This is a genomic window from Corynebacterium sp. 32222D000AT (genome assembly GCF_053546955.1).
This window is the reverse complement of the sequence record NZ_JBPPVW010000006.1, coordinates 58,851-77,158: the sequence shown is the minus strand read 5'-3', so window position 1 is coordinate 77,158 and position 18,308 is coordinate 58,851. Positions and strand designations below refer to the sequence as shown.

Below are 18,308 nucleotides of genomic sequence, written 5' to 3'. Positions count from 1 at the left end.
GGTTAAATCAGGGTGTGAGTTGGACAATTGATATCCCTAATGAAGCCCTGCCCGATCTTCCTCCGTTGCCGGATGGCATCGAGGAGAAGTTTCGGGACGTCGTAGACCGCCCTGCCAAGCAGCAGCCGTCCTGGGACCAGAACCAGGCGGACAACGTGCGCAAGATCTTGGAGTCGGTCCCGCCGATCGTCGTGCCGCCGGAGATTGAATCTCTCAAGCGCAAGCTCGCGGCGGTGGCCACCGGCAAGGCCTTTTTGCTCCAGGGCGGCGACTGCGCCGAGACCTTCGAGTCCAACACCGAGCCGCATATCCGCGGCAACATCAAGACCCTCCTGCAGATGGCCGTGGTGCTGACCTACGGTGCGTCGACGCCGGTGGTGAAGCTCGCGCGTATTGCGGGCCAGTACGCCAAGCCGCGGTCCGCGGACCGCGACGGTAACGGGTTGCTGAATTACCGCGGCGACATCGTCAATGGCGTGGAGCCGACCGAGGAGGCCCGTCGTCACGATCCGGCCCGCATGGTGCGTGCCTACGCCAACTCTTCGGCCGCGATGAACCTGGTGCGCGCGTTGACCTCCTCGGGCACGGCGGACCTGTACTCGCTGCACGAGTGGAACCGCGAGTTCGTCTCCAACTCCCGCGCCGGCGCCCGCTACGAGGCCCTGGCCAACGAGATCGAGGCCGGCCTGAACTTCATGAGCGCCTGCGGCGTCAACGATGACACCCTGCGCTCGGCCGACATCTACTGCTCCCACGAGGCCCTGCTCAAGGACTACGAGCGCGGCATGCTGCGCCTGGGACAGGACGATCGCGGCCACACCAAGCTCTACGACCTGTCGGCCCACCAGCTGTGGGTCGGCGAGCGCACCCGCGGGCGGGAGGACTTCCACGTCAACTTCGCGGCGCTTATCGGCAACCCGGTCGGCATTAAGCTGGGCCCGGGGATCACGCCGGAGGAGGCCGTGGAATACGCGGAGAAGCTCGACCCGCTGCGCGAGCCGGGCCACCTGACCATGATCGCCCGCATGGGCCACGACAAGGTGCGCAGCGTGCTGCCGCCGGTCATCAAGGCCGTCGAGGAGTCCGGGCACAAGGTCGTCTGGCAGTCCGACCCGATGCACGGCAACACCTTCACCGCGTCCAACGGCTACAAGACCCGCCACTTCGACAAGATTCTGGACGAGGTGCAGGGCTTTTTCGAGGTGCACCGCGAGCTCGGCACTCACCCGGGCGGCATCCACCTGGAGTTCACCGGCGAGGATGTTACCGAGTGCCTGGGTGGCGCCGAGGACATCACCGACGTCGACCTGCCGGGCCGCTACGAGTCCGCCGTGGACCCGCGCCTGAACACGCAGCAGTCGCTGGAGCTATCCTTCTTGGTCGCGGAGATGCTGCGTAACCAGGATCGGCATCGCTAGTAGGTGCGCCAGAAAATCGGGGTGCCGGCGTAGTAGCCGGACCCGAACCACCAGGCCGCCAGCCCGACGCCGCCGGCGAGCACAGCAGCGACGATAAGAAATAGCGTCAACGGAACCCACGAACGGTTGGTCAGCAGCCGCTCGGTGGGTTCTTCTTCTGCCGTGCGGGCCATCGGGGCAGCCTGGGGGCGCTGCTGCGGCACCGGCGCCGGTTGCGCCGGCTGCATGGGCTGCGCCGGCTGGGGCGCGGGCATCGGCTGCGGGGCGTGGTCGACGCGGGTCTCGAAGCTGAGCGGCGCGCGGCGGTACTGCTCGGTCTCTGCCTCTGCCGCGGGGTCGCTCACGATGCGCGTTTCCGCCTCCGTGTCCGAGACATCGAGGTCCTCGGGCGGCTCGGATTTTTCGAAGACCCCGGTGGCGGCGAAGACCGCCGTGCCGGACATGTCCGTCGGCTGGGCCGCGGTGCGGGCGGCGGCGGAATCCTGCGGGACGGGCACGGTGTAGGTTTGTAGGCCCAGTTCGTGGGAGACATCGTCAAGCGCGGCGAGGAATTCGCCGGCGTCGGCGAAGCGGCCCTGCGGATCCCGGGCGGTGGCGGAGGCGACGAGGGCATCGAAAAGCGGGGGAATGCCAGCGATGCGCTCGCTCGGCGCCACCACGTCCTCTTGGAGGCGGGCCAGGGCGTGCGCCAGAGCGGTCTCGCCCTGGAAGGGGACGGTGCCGGTCAGCAGCTCAAAAAGAACGATGCCCGCCGAGTAGACGTCCGTGGCGGGCGTGATGCGGGATCCGTCGACCTGCTCGGGGGCCAGGTAAGAGACCGTGCCGACGATTTTGTCGGAGGTCGCCTGCTGCGCGCTGGTGGAGCGGACCAGGCCGAAATCGCCGAGCATCACGCGGTGATCCGAGTTGATGAGTACGTTGTCAGGCTTGATGTCGCGGTGAATCAGGCCCTTGTTGTGGACGGCGTTCAGGCCCGCCAGCACGGCGCGCATGACGCTGGCCGCCGCATAGGGCGGCAGGGGGCCGCGCTCGGCGAGCAACTCGCGCAGCGTGCCGCCGGTGATGAGCTCCATGATGAGGAACATGGGGTCGCCGTCGGCGGAGAAGTCGTACACGCCGACCAGGTTCGGGTGGGCGAGCTGGGCCATCGCCTTGGCCTCGCGCTCGAAGCGGCGGGTAAAGACGGGGTCGTCCACGAACTCCGCGTGCATGACCTTGGCGGCTACGGCACGGCCCAGGCGCAGATCTACGCAGCGGTAGACCGTGGACATTCCCCCGCGGGCGATGGGGCGGTCCACCCGGTACCGGTTCTCCAGCACGTCACCAATTTCTAACCGACTCATGGATTCCAGTATGGCCGAAATCCCAGAGAAAGTGCACACCGGCTACAGTAGAGTGCCGTGACTAGTATGGATGAATCTCTGGAAACCCTGCTCCGCGACGAACCGATGCTGACCCTGCCGCAGGTTGCCGACAAGCTCGGCATCGCGGTGACGCGCGTGCACGACCTGCTGAATGCGAAGAAGATCATCGCCTGGCGTAGCGGCGATAAGAAGCTGGTCCCCGCGGCCTTCTTCAACGACAAGGACGCCATTAGCAAGTTCGTTTCGGGCGCTATCACCGTGCTGTCCGATGGCGGTTACAGCGAGGACGAGATCCTTCGCCACCTCTTCACCGAGGACGAGTCTCTGCCGGGGCGCCCCATCGATGGCCTGCACGGGCACCTCGCGCGCGAGGTAATCCGCCGCGCGCAGGCTTCGGCCTTCTAAGGCACGCCGAGTAGGCGCTACGGACGTGGTCCGTGGCGCCTTTTCGCGTATTTCGCTGGGTTTGCCCCTTGGGGTGTCTCCTCGCAGCCTGGTCTTGCGGTTCTGCTCTCGTTCCTTGTACCTCGGCTGACCCCGTGTCAGCCGTTAGGTCCCGCCGCTCCAGGGCGGATCCCACGTCACCCTGCCATCGCGGCGGTTTATCCTGCCGTGTCTGGGGTAGGCCGGGTCGTCGTCGTTCCAGGAATTGTGGAACTCGCACAACAAGGTCAGATTCTCTTGGTTGGTTTCTCCGCCGTCTACCCAGGGGTGGATGTGGTGGACCTGGCACTCATCGGCTGGCTTCCCACAGTTCGGCCAGGCACACGTCGTGGTCTCGGCCTTGGCCATGTCCTTCTGCTTCGGTGAAGCATGGCGCTGGTAGCGGTACTGGTTGACCGGACCCCGCCTCGGGTCCACCAGCGTGGCCAGACCCGCATCCAACAAACATTGGCGGACGTATTCGGCGCCCGTCATGGTGGTCCCGTTGGTCAGTTGCAGGGTGATCTCATCCCCATCACCGGCAAGGATTTGGACCCAGTCGGGCAGGGAGATGACCACGTGCGTGGCCTTGGGCTGCTTGTTCAGTCCGCCGCTGAACAAGGCCTCGACGTCGGGGATGGTTTTAATACTGGCCCAGAGGTTTTCCACCAACTCCGGGTCACCGGTAACAGAAAAAGTACTCGGTCCGTCTTTGCGGCGGGTCACCCGCACGCCTTCGGCTGGTGGGGCCGGGCGGTTAAGCTCCAGGACCTTTTTGTTAGCCAGTCTGCGTAGTTGTTTGGTGGTGCCGGGTGTGTTGCACAGTTCGATGAGCATGGCCCAGGCGTGGCCTTTGTGTCGGACCCGCCGGAAGGCATTGTCCAACACCAGCAAAGTATCTAAGTGGTGTCCGGATTCCGCGGCGCCTTTCCTCGCATCGGCTTGCTTGCGCGTATACGTGGTGTGCCCGAAGAACGTCTGGCAGGCACGGTAGTGGGCGGCCGCGGCAACGTCCGACATGACAGCCTTCAAAGCGGGCAGGCTCAACTCGCGGCACAGGCCCAAGTAGGAGATCCCGTCCGCGAAGATAGAGTGCGCTGCTTTCAAAGTGTCCATGGCTGTCGTTGCTGTCATGACCCACACGCTAAGCCCGCCCGTCAACCCCGACAAGCAGAAAAACCTGAACCTGTGGATAACTCGCCCAAAAACGCCATTTTTGATGACGCGTCAACGCGGGTGCCTGTGGATAACCCCGACTTTGGCGCCGCGGGAGTTGAACCCGTCACACTTCAGCGCGGGTGCCTGTGGATAACTCCCGCCGCGGGCGGGCCGGGAAGACCCATTCGGCGAGCAGCCAGGACACGACGATGGAGCCGATGACCCACCACCAGTTGTAGAGCTGGTGGTTGCCGTCGCTGGAAAACGACACAGCCACGAAGACGGAGGCGCCGGTGGCGAGCTTGATGACCCACATCGGCGGCCGCGCCACGCCCACCAGCGAGATGACGGAGGCGTAGTACCACGGCAGCGTCACGGAATTGAGGATGAAGGCGACTTGGTAGGCGCCGGCGGTGCCCAGGATGGCATCGCGAATGTTGCGGCGGGACAGCCACCACACGAGGACGAGGCCGAGCAGCATGAGGACCATCGACAGCGTACGCATGATGCTCAGCACGCTGTTGTAGGAGATGTCCGGGTTGAAGATCTGCACCAGCGGGGCGATGACGTCGGTGACCAGCGTCGGGCCCGCCAGCGGGTTGATGACCTTGGCGTTTCCGGTAATCTCCGACAGCCAGCCCCACGAGGAACCAGAGGCCCAGGTAATGACGGCCACGACGGCGACGGTCTCGACGACCATCACGGCGCCGGCCGCGACGAAGACACCGAAGCGCTTAGCCAGACTGGAGGACTCGCGCGGGGCGAAGTGGTGGACCATGATCCAGACGACGAAGGGCATCGCGATGAACGCGGTCGCCTTCAGAGCCACGGCGGCGGCGATAAGGGCCAGCCCGGCCAGGAATTTGCGGCGCAGGGCCGGCAGCAGGCCCACGGAGACCAGGCCGACCATGACGGATTCGTTGTGCATGCCGGCGACGAGGTGGAGCAGCATGACGGGGTTGGCCACGCCGAGCCAGAGCGCCATCGTGGGCGAGCCGCCGAGCTCGCGCGCGATCCGCGGGACCGACCAGGCAATCGCGGCGAAGCCCGCCAGCGAGATGAGCTTGTAGACGAAGATGCCCACGGCGACGTTGTCGCCGACCAGGGAAGTCACCCCGTCGCCAATCCACAGGTGCAGCGGGCCGTACGGGGTGGTGGTGTTGCGCCAGTCCTGGGAGACCTCGAGCAGGAAGGGGCCGGGGTTGACCACCGGGCCTTCGGAATAGGGATCGAAGCCGTCGCGGACCATGGCGCCTTGCATGAGGTAGGAATAGACGTCGCGCGAGGCCAGCGGCGCGGCGACGATCAGCGGCACGATCCACCAGGTCAGCGTCCGGCGTACGGTGCCCAGCGCCCCCTTGCGGGCGGGCGCTACGGTTTCGCGGCCGAGGAGAATCCACGCGCCGACGAGGCAGAAGATGCCGATCCAGAACACCGCCATGCCGAGGTTTCGGCCGTGGCCGTAGGCGAGGAAGCTCAGGTTGAGCGCCTCCAGCAGCCCGCCGCGGTTGCGGGTGGCGCCGCCGGAAAAGGACGCGAGGGCGAGCAGGATGGTCCCGGCGAGCCCGAGGCTCAGCGGTCGGGGTAGGCGGATAGTCAGTGGGGTCGTGGCCATGGCGGGGCGCTACTTCTGCCGGGCGGTGGCGCGGATGGCCAGGTCGTGCAGGGCGGAGGTGACCTTCTCGTCCACGCCGGCGGCGTGCAGGTGCCCCAGGCCGGATTCGGTCAGGGCGTCGATGCGCTCTTCGATGGCCTCGACCGCGCCGGAGTCCTGGATGATCTGCGACATCGTCGCGATATCGGCGGGGTCTTCGGTGGTGCCGACTAGGCGGCGCAGAGTGGCGGCCGCGGCGGGATCGGCCTGATCGGCGCGCTCTAGGGCCGTGGCCAGCAGGACGGTGCGCTTGCCCTCGCGTAGGTCGTCGCCGGCCGGCTTGCCGGTGACTGAAGGGTCGCCGAAAACGCCCAGCTGGTCGTCGCGCAGCTGGAATGCGATGCCGATGTCGCGGCCGTAACCGCGGAAGGCATCGATAAGCGTGGGCGAAGCGCCGGCAATGGCAGCGCCCAGGTGGAGGGGACGCTCGATGGTGTAGGCGGCGGTCTTGTAGCGGTTGACGGCATCGGCGAGTTCGACCGACTCGGAACCGGTGGCCTCCAGGGTGATGTCGAGCAGCTGGCCGCCGATGACCTCAGTGCGCATGGCGCGCCACGGCTCGCGGGTACGGGCCAGGGCGACGGCGCTTAAGCCGGAGTCCTGCAGCATGTCCTCGGCCCAGGCCAGGGCCATGTCGCCGACGAGGATGGCGACGGACTCGCCGAAGAAGCCGGCATCGCCGTGCCACTGCGCTTGGCGATGCCGCCCCGCCACCGCGCGGTGCACCGTCGGCTTGCCGCGACGGGTGCTGGAGGCGTCGATGATGTCATCGTGGATGAGCGCGCAGGCCTGGATGAACTCCAGGGAAGAGGCGGCGCGGAGGACGGCCTGCGGATCCTCGTCGCCGTCCAGCCCGCCGGCGCCGATGAAACCGGCCCAGGCGTAGAGCGGGCGGATGCGCTTGCCGCCGCCAAGGACGAAATCCTCGAGGTAGGCGATGGAGCGGGTCACCGGCTCGCCGATGGAGCTGACTGCCGGCCGGCGCTCGGCCAAGAATTCCGCGAGGGCAGCGCGGGCGGCGTCGGGGATCTGTTCTATCTGGGGAATATTGTCTGCGGTCACGCCTAGGTATCTTACCGGTCCCGGGTGCTGGTCCCGGGTTGCGCAACCGCCGGCAGCGGTAGTGGGGCGTAGAGGAGCGCAAACGGCCGGGAGTCGCCGGGGTAGCGGTGATGGCGCAACGCGTCCCGAAAGCCCAGCGACCGGTAGAGGCCGAAGGCGGAATTTCCCTCCTGGGGCACCTCCGGCGTCGATAGCGCGACGTAGTCGGCGGGCACGTTCCAGAGCAGTTCCGTAATCAGCCGGCGCCCGATGCCGTGGTTTTGCATGCCGGGGCGCACGTGCACCTCGGCCAGCTCGAAATAGCTGCGCAGGAGCGCCCACTGCTGCTCGGTAGGCCCGCCCTTTTCGTAGAAACCGCGGCGCAGCTGCCGGTCCCACCAGGTATCCGGCGAGCCGAGGAAGCCGTAGGCCAGGCCGACGATGCCGCTGTCGGCAGTTGCTATCACCGCGCTGAAGCCCGGGTGGGAAATCTCCCGGCGCCAGGCCTGGGTGCGGCTTACGCGTAGGGAGTCGTTGTAGTCCATCGCCTCGATATAGATCTCGACGAGTTGGGGCGCGAGGAGGGAGAACTCTTGCGGGCTAAGGCGACGGATGGCGATGTTCACGAATCTATCGAAACATGTTTGGCCCCGCGGCGGGTCAATTAGCCTAATTAAAGGTGTTCGAGATAGTTGACGAGTGTTCGAAAAGAAGGTTTCAGTGCTGGCTAGGGGCTTGCGTTAATCGAACAAACGAGCTATTTTTAAACGTGTAAGTCGGAGGCGTTCCTAGAGTAAAAGACAACAACGACAGGGCTCCCGTAAGCGGCGGCTGCGGAGGGAAGGTGAACGGAAATGGCACACGTAATCTCGGCAACTACACAGGCAACTAAGCGCGCGTCCCGGACCAGCGGCGTGGCAAAGCAGCAGCATTTCCTGCGCCAGGCGCGGATGCTAATCGAGCAGGCGCGGGAATACGCGGCCGACGGGCGTCTGGAGGAGGCCCTCGAGGTCGCTTACCAGGCGGGTTTGCGTACGGCCGGCGCGCGGATCGCGGTCTCGGTGGTGGCGCGCCGCAAGCGCAAGCCGTCGAGCGCCTGGGAGCAGCTGGCGCTCGTGAGTGTAGAGGGCAAGGAGTGGGCGCAGGAGTTTGGCCGGTATTCGAAGCTGCGCTCTCGGGTGTCCCTGGGGCTGGAGGACACGGTGGACGCGGAGACCGTGTTCGAGCTGATGGGCTTGGCCGCGCGCTTCATGGCGGCCACCCACGCGGCCGCGGTGGAATCCGATTTCGCCGCCTAGGGCTACCCCTTAGGGCTCTAGGGGCTTAAGTTGGGCGTTGTCTTTACGTTAGAATGGGGGAGGAATTGAGCCGGCGGGAACTAATTGTTTGGCGCTCGCGTTGAACACAGTGAAAGGCCGTCGTGAAGGGCCGTTTTAAGGCAGCGATCCCTGAGGTTTATTGGAGGTACAGTGTCTCTTTCGGAGCAGGAACAGCGCGCGCTACGGGAGCTCGAGCAGCAGCTGTTGGCTGAGGACCCCAAGTTTGGTGCCTCTGTAGCCCAGGCCTCAGCCGGTTCCCCGAGCGGGGCCGTGACCCTGCGCGGCGTGGCGCTCGTGGTCGTCGGGCTGGTCATGCTGGTGGGCGGCGTGGCCCTGGCGCAGAACAGCCTGTGGTTCGTGGTTCTGTCGATCCTGGGCTTCCTCGTCATGTTCAGCGCGGGCATCTGGATGCTCCGCGGTGGCGGGTCCACCGGCTCGAAGTCGGGCAAGAAGAAGTCGGGCTCCGGCCGGGGCCGCGCGGGGGCGTCGCACTCCGGTGGCAGCTCGATGGGTAACAAGCTGGAAGAGAACTTCCGCCGTCGTTTCGAGGGCAACTAACGGTAACTAGAGAGCTGGTCGAAGCGGCCTAGCTTTTCAGCCCCTGGGAGAGATCCCGGGGGCTTTTCCTGTGCCTCCACACAATTCCCCACTTTCCCCCACGTTTGTCCCCACGGTGCCCGGCGAGGGGAGGGGAGCCTAGCGGCGGCTAGGCGGACGGGGTGGAAGGCGTGTCATTGGGCCAGCTAACGGGCCCCAACGTGGAGCCGCGTTTCTAGTGGTACTAAAGAATCCTGTGCTAAAGGAGGTACTCAAGTGGCGTATGAGGCCTAAAAAACGCCGCGGCTGGGGATTTCTCCCCACTATTTTTATGGCCTCTGACCAGCATATATGTGGAAAGTGGGCGAAGGGTGGGGCGCGGTGGGTGTTGAAAGTGGGGGAAAGTGGGGTAAAGTGGGGCGCAGCGGTGGAGAAGTGGAACTTTGAGACCGTGGAGAAATGTCGGAGTTATCGAGCCAAGGAAGGTGGACGCCGGGATGTTTCTCGGAACCTACACTCCGAAGCTTGATGACAAAGGACGCCTAACGCTTCCGGCTAAGTTTCGGGATGAGCTAGCTGGCGGACTGATGGTGACCAAGGGACAGGACCACTCACTAGCGGTTTACCCGCGCGAGGAGTTTGCGGAACGAGCTCGAAAAGCAGCGGCCGTGTCCCGGACGAACCCAACCGCCCGCGCGTTCATCCGTAACTTGGCAGCGAGCGCCGATGAGCAACGCCCGGATGGGCATGGCCGTATTACGTTGTCCGCTGGACACCGCGAATACGCCAACCTTTCCAAAGAGTGCGTGGTTGTCGGGTCGGTGGATTTTCTCGAGATTTGGGACGCAGCCGCGTGGGCTGAGTACCAAGAGCAAACTGAAGACGCCTACTCGGCGGCGGACGCGGACGATGTCCTGTCCGGCTTGCTGTAGAAGGCAGTTCACAACTCAACAGAGTGCGTGTACGGACTCTGTCCGAAGTGGAGTAGCTGGTGTACTTCCCCGACATCAGAACCCATTTCGGGCAGGGCCCTATACGCACTTAATTTTTCCCGACAACCACCGCGGCCAACTCCAAGCAACTTCGTTTACGGAAAGGGGGCACCATGGGCTCGACTGAACAGAACAATCACGGCCACGTGCCCGTGATGCGTGAACGCATGGCTGAGCTTTTGGCGCCCGCGGTGGAAAAGGCCGAAGCGAAGGCCCCGGCCGGGGCCGTCCTGGTGGACGGCACGCTGGGGGCGGGTGGCCACACGGAATACTTCCTGGAGACTTTCCCGGAGGTGTCGGTAATCGGCGTGGACCGGGATGGGGCATCGTTGGCTGCGGCCCGCGAGCGCCTGGCCCGGTTCGGCGACCGTTTCGTGGGCGTGCAGGCGCGCTTCGACGAGGTCGGCAGCACGATCGCCCGACCGGCCACCGAGCACGCGGTTTTGGACAAGGCGCGGGAGGGCGGCATCGCGGGCGCGTTGTTCGACCTGGGAGTTTCTTCCATGCAGCTGGACCAGGCCGAGCGCGGCTTCGCCTACAGCCAGAACGCGCCGCTGGACATGCGGATGGATCCTAGCCAGGGGATAACCGCCGCGGACGTGCTCAATACCTACGACCACGGCAACCTGGCGCGCATCCTCAAGACCTACGGTGACGAGCGCTTCGCCGGCAAGATTGCCAGCGCCGTCGTGCGCGAGCGGGAAAAAGAACCCTTCCGTGACTCGGCGCGGCTCGTCGACCTGCTCTACGCCACCATCCCGGCGGCGACCCGGCGCACGGGCGGCCACCCGGCCAAGCGCACCTTCCAGGCACTGCGCGTGGAAGTCAACCGAGAGCTCGAGGCCATTGAGCAGGTCCTGCCGGTCATCACCGCGGCGCTGCGCGTCGGCGGCCGCGCGGTCTTTATGAGCTACCAGTCCCTGGAGGACCGCCTGGTCAAGCAGTACTTCAAGGAGCAGTCGACGTCGTCGACCCCGGAGGGGCTGCCGATGGACCTGCCGGGGACCGAACCGGACTACCGGGTGATCACCCGCGGGGCAGAGAAAGCCTCGCAGGCGGAGATCGCGGAGAACCCGCGGGCCGCCTCGGTGCGGGTGCGGGCGTTGGAGCGAATAGCCGGCACCCCGCAGCTGCTTTCCCCTGGAGGCACACCATGACCCAGACCACGCGACGCACCACCCGCCCATACTCGACGAAGGGACACCGCTCCATGGGAGCTAGCCGAGATTTCACCACCGGAGAAGACACCGGAGCGGCCACCGCGCTGCTCGAGCGGGATAACCGCCGCGGCACCCAGCGCACCGCCCGCACGCGCACCCCGGAACGCCGGGAGGTGCGCCCGCGGCGCAGCACCCACGGCACCACCAGCCCGCACGGGCCGCGCTACCAGCGCCTAGGCTCGCAGCAGGTGGTCTCCCAGCGCGGCCGCCGCCTGACGCCCATCAAGAAGAACTCGCTGTTCGCCCGCCTGTCGGCGGTGGCCATCGTGCTGCTCATCGGCGGGGTGTGCCTGGCGATGTGGCTGTCCGGCCTGTCGACCTCCCAGACCTTCAAGATCCAGCAGCTCTCCGCGCAGGAATCGCAGCTGAGCAACCAGATTGAGACGCTGAACCGCGACCTGGAAAACGTCCGCTCCACCGCGGACGTGGCCCGCCGTGCCGCGGACGCGAACATGGGCGTGCCCACCAACCCGGGCGTCGTCGAGGTCGCCGAGGACGGCAAGGTGGAAGAAAAGCGCGCGGCGACGGATGAGCAGGAAGCCATCATTGACGTCAACGGCACGGCAATCCGCCCGGGCCGCGCCTCCAGCAACCCGGACGACACGGAAGGCATGTCCGATAGTCTCAACGCGACGCCGGACGGGCATCGTTCGCCGCAGGCTGATTCCCAGCGCCAGGGCGAGGACCGCCAGCAGAACGCGGAATCGAATGCACCACGCGCGGACGAGTTACCGGATCTGCCGGTCCGCGCCCCGTATTCTGGAGCCGGGAATTAGCAGTTGCTTTGGGCAGCCGGGTGGTTGCCCCAAAGGAAATGAATAAGGCAGGTGACTTACCACCGTGACGTCACGGAATCCGGGATCGCGCCCGCACCGGCGGTATCGCGATACCGGCGCGCGGGTGGGGCAATCGGGCCGTCAGCCGCGCGCTGGCGGTCGCAGCTACGCTACCGCCGCGGAGAACACGCGGCCGGCTAGCACCCAACCGCAGGTAAAGAAGCTCTACAAGAATTCGCACATGATGTCCAAGCGCCTGCGGCTCATCATGGCTTTCCTGTTGGTAGGCATGCTGTTGCTGGTGGGGCGCCTGGCATGGGTGCAGGTGGTCTGGGGGCCGGATCTGTCGGCCAAGGCCATGGAGCAGCGCTCCCGCGTCTACGTGGAGCCGGCCCGCCGCGGCGAGATCACCGATAGCGACGGGCAGCGCCTGGCCTATACCATGCAGGCCCGCTCCCTGACGGTCTCGCCGACGCGCCTGCGCAAGGAGCTGGAAGAGCAGTTCACCAACGAGCTGAGCGCCGAAGGCGCCAGCGGCGAGGACCTGGAGAAGAAGGCCGGCGAGGCCGTCGATAACCGGCTGAAGGAGATGTCCAAGGGCATCCCGAAGATGATCAAGGACGCCGGCGCGGAGGTCGGCAGCGTCGACGACAAGGAGATCCTCGACAACCTGAAGGCGGACACCCAGTACGAGGTGCTGGTGCGCAACGTCGATCCGGACGTGGCCGTCGAAATCGCCGAGGAATACCACGGTGTGGCCGCCGACCACCAGGACATCCGCCAGTACCCGAACGGGGCCATCGCCGAGAACGTGATCGGCAAGGTTTCCATGGACGGCCAGGGCCAGTTCGGCCTGGAGGCGTCCGGGGACTCGACGCTCACGGGCATCGACGGGCGCAAGACCGAGGACGTGTCCACCGACGGGCAGCCCATCCCGGGCACCCTGCGCGATGAGGTCAACGCCGTCGACGGCGCCAACGTCCACCTGACGCTGGATCTGGACCTGCAGACCTTCGTGCAGCAGAAGCTGGAGAAGGCCAAGGCCAATTCGCAGGCCAAGTCCGCCGAGGCCGTGGTGCTGGATTCGGCCACCGGCGAGGTGCTCGCCATGGCGAACACGGACACCATCGACCCGAACGAGGACATCGAAAAGCAGGTCAAGGCCGGCAAGGGCTTCGAAAACCCGTCGATCTCGCACCCCTACGAGCCGGGCTCGGTGGCCAAGATTGTCACCGCCGCCGCGGCGATCGAGGAGGGCGTAACCACCCCGGAGGAAGTCCACCAGGTCCCCGGCTCCATCGACATGGCCGGCGTGACGGTCAACGACGCCTGGCAGCACGGCGTCGAGCCGTACACCACGGCCGGCATCTTCGGTAAGTCCTCGAACGTCGGCACGCTGATGCTCGCGGAGAAGCTGGGGGACAAGACCTTCTCGAAGTACCTCGAGGCCTTCGGGCTGGGCAACACCAGCGGCATCGAGCTGCCGAACGAGTCCGGCGGCCTGGTACCGGCCTTCGAGCAGTGGTCCGGCGGTACCTTCGCCAACCTGCCGATCGGCCAGGGCATGTCCTGGACGACGCTGCAGATGGCCAGCGTCTACCAGACCATCGCCAACGAGGGCGAGCGCATTACCCCGCGCATTATCCAGGACATCGAGGGCGAAGCCGGCGAGGACCGCATCCACTCCGAGCCGGAGAAGACCCAGGTCATCAGCCCGGCCGCGGCGAAGACCACCCTGGACATGTTCCGGGCGGTCTTCCAGGAGGACCCGGCGGGCGTGCAGTCCGGCACGGCGCAGGGCGCGGGCATCGACGGCTACCAGCTGTCGGGCAAGACCGGCACGGCTCAGAAGGTCGACCCTAATACTGGGGCGTATTCTAATTCCGCCTACTGGATTACCTTCGCGGGCGTGGCCCCGGCGGACGATCCGCGCTTCGTGGTCGCCATCATGCTGGACGAGCCGAAATCCGGCGTCAACGACGACGGCTCCGGCGGGCAGTCTGCCGCGCCGGTGTTTAGCGACATCGCCAGCTGGCTGCTGAACCGAGACAACATACCCACCTCTCCGGAGGGCAAGAACCTTAAACTGCGGGCGGAATAGGAGAACAACACCATGGCACGTACGCTAGCGCGACTGGCGCAGTTGGCCGGCGGGAACCTGAGCGGCTCGCCGGAGACGGAAGTTAGCAGCATCGGACTGGACTCGCGCTCCATCGCCCCGGGCGGGATGTTCGCGGCCCTGCCCGGCCTGCACGCCCACGGCGCCCGTTTCGCCGCCGACACCCCAGCCGCGGCCGTGCTTACCGATGCCGCCGGCGCGGAGATCCTCGACGCGGCCGGCGACACGCGCCCCCGCCTGGTGGTCGAGGACATCCGCGCGGTGCTGGGAACTATCTCCGCCGAGATCTACGACCACCCCTCGGCCGACCTGACCATCCTGGGAGTTACCGGCACCTCCGGCAAGACCACCACCAGCTACCTGCTGGAGGCCGGGCTGCTGGCGGCCGGCTACCAGGTAGGCCTTATCGGAACGACCGGCACGCGCATCAACCGCACCCCGGTGCCGACGTCCCTGACCACCCCGGAGGCTCCTAAGCTTCAAGAACTTTTCGCGCAGATGCGCGACCAGGGTGTTACCCACGTCGTCATGGAGGTCTCCTCCCACGCCCTGGCCTTGGGCCGCGTCCAAGGCACCCAGTTCGCAGTCGGCGGGTTCACCAACCTGTCGCAGGACCACCTGGACTTCCACCCGACGATGGAAGACTATTTCCTGACCAAGGCGCGCCTGTTTAACGGGCCCGAGGCCGCCGCGTCCGCCGTCATCTGCGTCGACGACTCCTGGGGCCAGCGCCTGGTGGAACTGTCGCGGGCGGCGGGCACGCCCACCGCGGAGGTCGCGACGGCCGAGTCGGCCGTAACGACCAACGCCGGGAAAATCGTCACCGCCCACCACACCGCGGTCGAGCCGACGGGCGAGCAGCACGGCGTGCTGAGCCTGGAGGGCAAGGACTACGAATTCACGGTCCCGCTGCCCGGCAAGTTCAACGTGGCCAACGCCGCGCTGGCGGCCGGGATGGCCGCCGCGGCCGGGGTGGACGTGGAAACCTTCCTGGAAGGCGTGGCCGGCGTCGCGGTACCCGGCCGCATGCAGCGCGTGGACTGCGGGCAGGATTTCGTCGCCGTGGTCGACTACGCCCACAAGCCGGCGGCCGTGGCCGCGGTCTTGGACACCCTGCGTGAGCAGATCCGGACCTCCGAGCGCCCGGAGGGGCGCATCGGCATCGTCATCGGCGCCGGTGGCGACCGCGACTCCTCGAAGCGCCCGCTGATGGGGCAGGCGGCGGCCAGCCGCGCCGACTACGTGGCGGTCACCGACGACAACCCCCGCACCGAGGACCCGGCCCCCATCCGCGCGGCCGTGCTGGCTGGCGCCCGGGAGGCCGCCGCCGAGCGCGACGACGAAGTCACCCTGGCCGAATACCCCTCCCGCGCCGCGGCCATCGACGCGGCCATCCAGTGGGCACAGCCGGGCGATGCGATTATCGTGGTAGGCAAAGGCCACGAAGTCGGCCAGATCGTGGGGGACACGGTCCACCACTTTGACGACCGGGAAGAGGTACAGCGCGCACTGGAAACTAAGACCTCCGGCAGCAGGCCGGCGGGGAAGGAAGAAGCATGATTGAGCTAACGCTAAAAGAGATAGCCGAGATAACCGGCGGCTACCTGGACGAGGTCGATGACCCGCAGGCTCAGGTCACCAGCTTCGTCGAATTTGATTCGCGCAAGATCACCCCGGGCGGGCTGTTTTTGGCCCTGCCCGGCGCCCGCGTCGATGGGCACGATTACGCCCGCGCGGCCGTCGACCAGGGCGCGGTGGCCGTGCTGGCCGCCCGCCCGGTGGGCGTTCCGGCGATCGTCGTCGAACCCACCGACCGCGTCGAGGGCGACGGCGCCAACGCCGATATCTACGCCCACGACTCCGACGGTTCCGCCGCCGCCGTCGTCCGCGCCCTCTCGGCGCTGGCGCAGGCGGTCACTCGCCGGCTGGCCGACAACGGCAACCTGACCATCGTCGGGGTCACCGGTTCCGCCGGCAAGACCTCGACCAAGGACCTGATGGCGGCCATCTTCCACTGCGCGGGCGAGACCGTCGCCCCGCCCGGCTCCTTCAACAACGAGGTCGGCCACCCCTACACCGCGCTGCGGTGCGACTGGCAGACCAAGTACCTGGTCGCGGAGATGTCGGCGCGCGGCATCGGCCACATCCGCCACCTGGCCGACATCGCCCGGCCGACCATCGGCGCGGTGCTTAACGTCGGCTCGGCCCACCTGGGAGAATTCGGCTCCCGGGAGAACATCGCGCAGGCCAAGGGCGAGCTGGTCGAGGCCCTGCCGGCCGCCGCCGAGGGCGGGGTAGCGGTGCTCAACGCCGACGACTCCTTCGTCGCCGCGATGGCTTCGCGCACCGAGGCCAAGGTCGTCTACTACTCCGCGGCCAACCCGCCGGCGCCGGAGGCGGACTACACCGCCACCGACGTAGAGCTGGACGATGTCGCGCGCGCCGCTTTTACCCTCCACTCGCCGAACGCCGCCCCGCAGCGAATCAAGCTGCAGGTCTTCGGCGTCCACCAGGTCTCCAACGCTCTGGCGGCCGCCGCCTCGGCCATCGAGTCGGGGATCCCGGCAGAAAAGGTAGCCGCGGCCCTGAGTGGGCACCGGAATGCCTCGGCGAACCGGATGGACGTCTATAGCCGCCCGGACGGGGTCACCATCATCAACGACTCCTACAACGCCAACCCGGACTCCATGCGCGCGGCCATCGCGGCGCTGGGCTACACCACGGCCGCCCGGCCGGACGCGCGGGCCATCGCGGTGCTCGGCGAGATGGGCGAGCTCGGCGCGGAAGCCGAGCAGGCCCACCAGCAGTTGGGCGCGGAGCTGGCGAAGTACAACGTCGACCGGCTCATCGTCGTCGGCGACACCCCGGCCTGCCGGGCCCTGGCCGCCGCGGCTGCCGACCGCGGGATCACCACGACCGTCGGGGCGGACCACGCGCAGGCCGCCCAGCTGGTCGAGGAAACCCTGCGGACCCCGCCCGCCGGGGTGGAGCAGTGGTCGCAGCGCGCGGCGAAGGACGTGGTGCTCATCAAGGCCTCGAACGCCCAGCAGCTGTGGCGGGTAGCCGCAACCTTAAAGGGCGAGGGCTAGAACCGCCTCGCTAAAATAAGCTCGCGCAGAATTTCTTCAGACTGCTCTTTGTTGTATTAGAAGGACCACGTTCACAGTGACCCAGATTATTGTCTCCGGCGTAATTAGCTTTATCGTCGCGATTTTCTTCACCCCCTGGCTGATTCGGTATTTCTCCCACGCCGGCAAGGGGCAGGAGATCCGCGAAGACGGCCCCAAGTCGCACCTGCGCAAACGCGGGACCCCGACCATGGGCGGGCTGGCGATCCTGGCCGGCATCGTCGTGGCCTACCTGACCACGGGCCTCTACGGGCTCATCTCCGGCAAGGGCGGGTTCACTGTCTCCGGAGTCTTGGTCCTGGGCTTGACCCTGGGGCTGGGCGGCCTGGGCTTCGCGGATGACTTCATCAAACTGTTCAAGGCCCGCAACCTGGGCCTGAACAAGAAGGCCAAGCTCATCGGGCAGCTCGCACTGGCCCTGGCCTTCGGCTTCCTGGCGCTGCAGTTCCCGAACGAGAACGGGCTGACCCCGGCGTCGACGAAGCTGTCGATGTTCCGCGAGATCGACACCTTCGATATCGCCGTCGGCGGCGCCGTCATCGGCACCATCGTCTTCCTGGTCTTCATGTATATCCTCATCGCGGCCTGGTCGAACGCGGTCAACCTGACCGACGGTCTGGACGGGCTCGCGGCCGGCACGACCGCCTTCGTGATGGGCGCCTACAGCCTGATCACCTTCTGGCAGTTCCGCAACGCCTGCGGTGCCGAACACGCCGCCGGCTGCTACGAGGTCCGCGACCCGCTGGACCTGGCCATCTTGGCCGCGGCCGGGCTGGGCGGCTGCCTGGGTTTCCTGTGGTGGAACGCGGCGCCGGCCAAGATCTTCATGGGTGACACCGGCTCCCTGGCGCTCGGCGGCCTGGTCGCGGGTATTTCCGTAACCACCCACACCGAGCTGCTGATGATCATCATCGGCTCCCTGTTCGTCGTGGAGGCGGCCTCCGTGGTCATCCAGGTCGCCGTCTTCAAGACCACCGGCAAGCGCTTTTTCCGCATGGCGCCCATCCACCACCACTTCGAAAACGGCGGCTGGCCGGAGACCTCCGTGGTCATCCGCTTCTGGCTGCTGGCCGGCATGGCCGCCATGCTCGGCGTGGCCCTGTTCTACGCGGACTGGCTGACCGCCGCGGGCATCGGAATCTAGCGACTAAGACAGCAA

At 66.6% G+C, this 18,308-nt stretch carries 16 protein-coding genes; 11 read left to right on the top strand and 5 right to left on the bottom strand.

Annotated features, from left to right (window positions below):
* Window positions 1–14 precede the first annotated feature (14 nt).
* Entirely contained in the window at window positions 15–1,418 is a 1,404-nt protein-coding gene (locus tag ACEE23_RS05350; protein ID WP_368519017.1) for a class II 3-deoxy-7-phosphoheptulonate synthase, read from the top strand.
* On the opposite strand, the gene ACEE23_RS05345 is transcribed toward ACEE23_RS05350, so the two are convergent.
* On the bottom strand, window positions 1,415–2,761 hold the full coding sequence (locus ACEE23_RS05345; protein WP_448871391.1) for a protein kinase domain-containing protein: 1,347 nt from the start codon (window positions 2,759–2,761) through the stop codon (window positions 1,415–1,417). The two genes, ACEE23_RS05350 and ACEE23_RS05345, sit on opposite strands and share 4 nt — an antisense overlap.
* 66 nt (window positions 2,762–2,827) lie before the next feature.
* Between ACEE23_RS05345 and ACEE23_RS05340 the strand changes: the two genes are divergently transcribed.
* A complete protein-coding gene (locus ACEE23_RS05340; protein WP_290226356.1) occupies window positions 2,828–3,187 on the top strand; it encodes an Rv2175c family DNA-binding protein in 360 nt (119 codons plus the stop codon).
* A gap of 144 nt (window positions 3,188–3,331) precedes the next feature.
* Here the strand turns inward: ACEE23_RS05340 and ACEE23_RS05335 are convergent, their stop codons facing one another.
* From ACEE23_RS05335 to ACEE23_RS05320, 4 genes are all read right to left on the bottom strand, one after another.
* Window positions 3,332–4,339 carry an HNH endonuclease signature motif containing protein gene (locus ACEE23_RS05335; protein ID WP_368519019.1) on the bottom strand — a complete coding sequence of 336 codons (1,008 nt, stop codon included), beginning with the start codon at window positions 4,337–4,339 and terminating at the stop codon, window positions 3,332–3,334.
* Between the two features lie 148 nt (window positions 4,340–4,487).
* Window positions 4,488–5,978: an alpha-(1->6)-mannopyranosyltransferase A gene (locus ACEE23_RS05330; RefSeq protein ID WP_368521468.1), complete on the bottom strand. Its 1,491-nt coding sequence runs from the start codon at window positions 5,976–5,978 to the stop codon at window positions 4,488–4,490.
* A gap of 9 nt (window positions 5,979–5,987) precedes the next feature.
* Window positions 5,988–7,079 carry a polyprenyl synthetase family protein gene (locus ACEE23_RS05325; protein WP_368519021.1) on the bottom strand — a complete coding sequence of 364 codons (1,092 nt, stop codon included), beginning with the start codon at window positions 7,077–7,079 and terminating at the stop codon, window positions 5,988–5,990.
* An 11-nt stretch (window positions 7,080–7,090) separates the two neighbouring features.
* The gene (locus ACEE23_RS05320; RefSeq protein WP_368519022.1) at window positions 7,091–7,684 is read right to left on the bottom strand and encodes a GNAT family N-acetyltransferase; all 594 of its coding nucleotides are present in this window, start codon (window positions 7,682–7,684) and stop codon (window positions 7,091–7,093) included.
* A gap of 228 nt (window positions 7,685–7,912) precedes the next feature.
* Between ACEE23_RS05320 and ACEE23_RS05315 the strand changes: the two genes are divergently transcribed.
* From ACEE23_RS05315 to mraY, 9 genes are all read left to right on the top strand, one after another.
* Window positions 7,913–8,356 carry an SAV_6107 family HEPN domain-containing protein gene (locus ACEE23_RS05315; protein ID WP_368519023.1) on the top strand — a complete coding sequence of 148 codons (444 nt, stop codon included), beginning with the start codon at window positions 7,913–7,915 and terminating at the stop codon, window positions 8,354–8,356.
* A gap of 171 nt (window positions 8,357–8,527) precedes the next feature.
* Complete coding sequence (locus ACEE23_RS05310; RefSeq protein ID WP_368519024.1) at window positions 8,528–8,935, top strand: DUF3040 domain-containing protein; 408 nt, start codon at window positions 8,528–8,530, stop codon at window positions 8,933–8,935.
* A 476-nt stretch (window positions 8,936–9,411) separates the two neighbouring features.
* Complete coding sequence (gene mraZ, locus ACEE23_RS05305) at window positions 9,412–9,846, top strand: division/cell wall cluster transcriptional repressor MraZ (protein WP_296205687.1); 435 nt, start codon at window positions 9,412–9,414, stop codon at window positions 9,844–9,846.
* Window positions 9,847–10,019: 173 nt separating this feature from the next.
* Window positions 10,020–11,063 (top strand): 16S rRNA (cytosine(1402)-N(4))-methyltransferase RsmH, encoded by a 1,044-nt coding sequence (rsmH, locus tag ACEE23_RS05300; RefSeq protein WP_368521469.1) that lies wholly within the window; start codon window positions 10,020–10,022, stop codon window positions 11,061–11,063.
* On the top strand, window positions 11,060–11,902 hold the full coding sequence (locus tag ACEE23_RS05295; protein ID WP_368519026.1) for a hypothetical protein: 843 nt from the start codon (window positions 11,060–11,062) through the stop codon (window positions 11,900–11,902). Before rsmH ends, ACEE23_RS05295 begins: the two co-directional genes overlap by 4 nt.
* A 244-nt stretch (window positions 11,903–12,146) precedes the next feature.
* The gene (locus tag ACEE23_RS05290; protein WP_448871402.1) at window positions 12,147–14,003 is read left to right on the top strand and encodes a peptidoglycan D,D-transpeptidase FtsI family protein; all 1,857 of its coding nucleotides are present in this window, start codon (window positions 12,147–12,149) and stop codon (window positions 14,001–14,003) included.
* Window positions 14,004–14,015: 12 nt separating this feature from the next.
* Window positions 14,016–15,581 carry a UDP-N-acetylmuramoyl-L-alanyl-D-glutamate--2,6-diaminopimelate ligase gene (locus tag ACEE23_RS05285; protein WP_368519027.1) on the top strand — a complete coding sequence of 522 codons (1,566 nt, stop codon included), beginning with the start codon at window positions 14,016–14,018 and terminating at the stop codon, window positions 15,579–15,581.
* Window positions 15,578–17,110: a UDP-N-acetylmuramoyl-tripeptide--D-alanyl-D-alanine ligase gene (locus ACEE23_RS05280; RefSeq protein WP_368521471.1), complete on the top strand. Its 1,533-nt coding sequence runs from the start codon at window positions 15,578–15,580 to the stop codon at window positions 17,108–17,110. Before ACEE23_RS05285 ends, ACEE23_RS05280 begins: the two co-directional genes overlap by 4 nt.
* Before the next feature lie 76 nt (window positions 17,111–17,186).
* Entirely contained in the window at window positions 17,187–18,293 is a 1,107-nt protein-coding gene (gene mraY, locus ACEE23_RS05275) for a phospho-N-acetylmuramoyl-pentapeptide-transferase (RefSeq protein ID WP_368519029.1), read from the top strand.
* Window positions 18,294–18,308: the final 15 nt, after the last annotated feature.

Coding starts and splice junctions, on each gene's coding strand:
- ACEE23_RS05345 (WP_448871391.1), bottom strand. CDS start 2,761: ATGAGTCGGTTAGAAATTGGTGACGTGCTGGAGAACCGGTACCGGGTG.
- ACEE23_RS05340 (WP_290226356.1), top strand. CDS start 2,828: ATGGATGAATCTCTGGAAACCCTGCTCCGCGACGAACCGATGCTGACC.
- ACEE23_RS05335 (WP_368519019.1), bottom strand. CDS start 4,339: ATGACAGCAACGACAGCCATGGACACTTTGAAAGCAGCGCACTCTATC.
- ACEE23_RS05330 (WP_368521468.1), bottom strand. CDS start 5,978: ATGGCCACGACCCCACTGACTATCCGCCTACCCCGACCGCTGAGCCTC.
- ACEE23_RS05315 (WP_368519023.1), top strand. CDS start 7,913: ATGGCACACGTAATCTCGGCAACTACACAGGCAACTAAGCGCGCGTCC.
- mraZ (WP_296205687.1), top strand. CDS start 9,412: ATGTTTCTCGGAACCTACACTCCGAAGCTTGATGACAAAGGACGCCTA.
- rsmH (WP_368521469.1), top strand. CDS start 10,020: ATGGGCTCGACTGAACAGAACAATCACGGCCACGTGCCCGTGATGCGT.
- ACEE23_RS05295 (WP_368519026.1), top strand. CDS start 11,060: ATGACCCAGACCACGCGACGCACCACCCGCCCATACTCGACGAAGGGA.
- ACEE23_RS05290 (WP_448871402.1), top strand. CDS start 12,147: ATGTCCAAGCGCCTGCGGCTCATCATGGCTTTCCTGTTGGTAGGCATG.
- ACEE23_RS05285 (WP_368519027.1), top strand. CDS start 14,016: ATGGCACGTACGCTAGCGCGACTGGCGCAGTTGGCCGGCGGGAACCTG.
- ACEE23_RS05280 (WP_368521471.1), top strand. CDS start 15,578: ATGATTGAGCTAACGCTAAAAGAGATAGCCGAGATAACCGGCGGCTAC.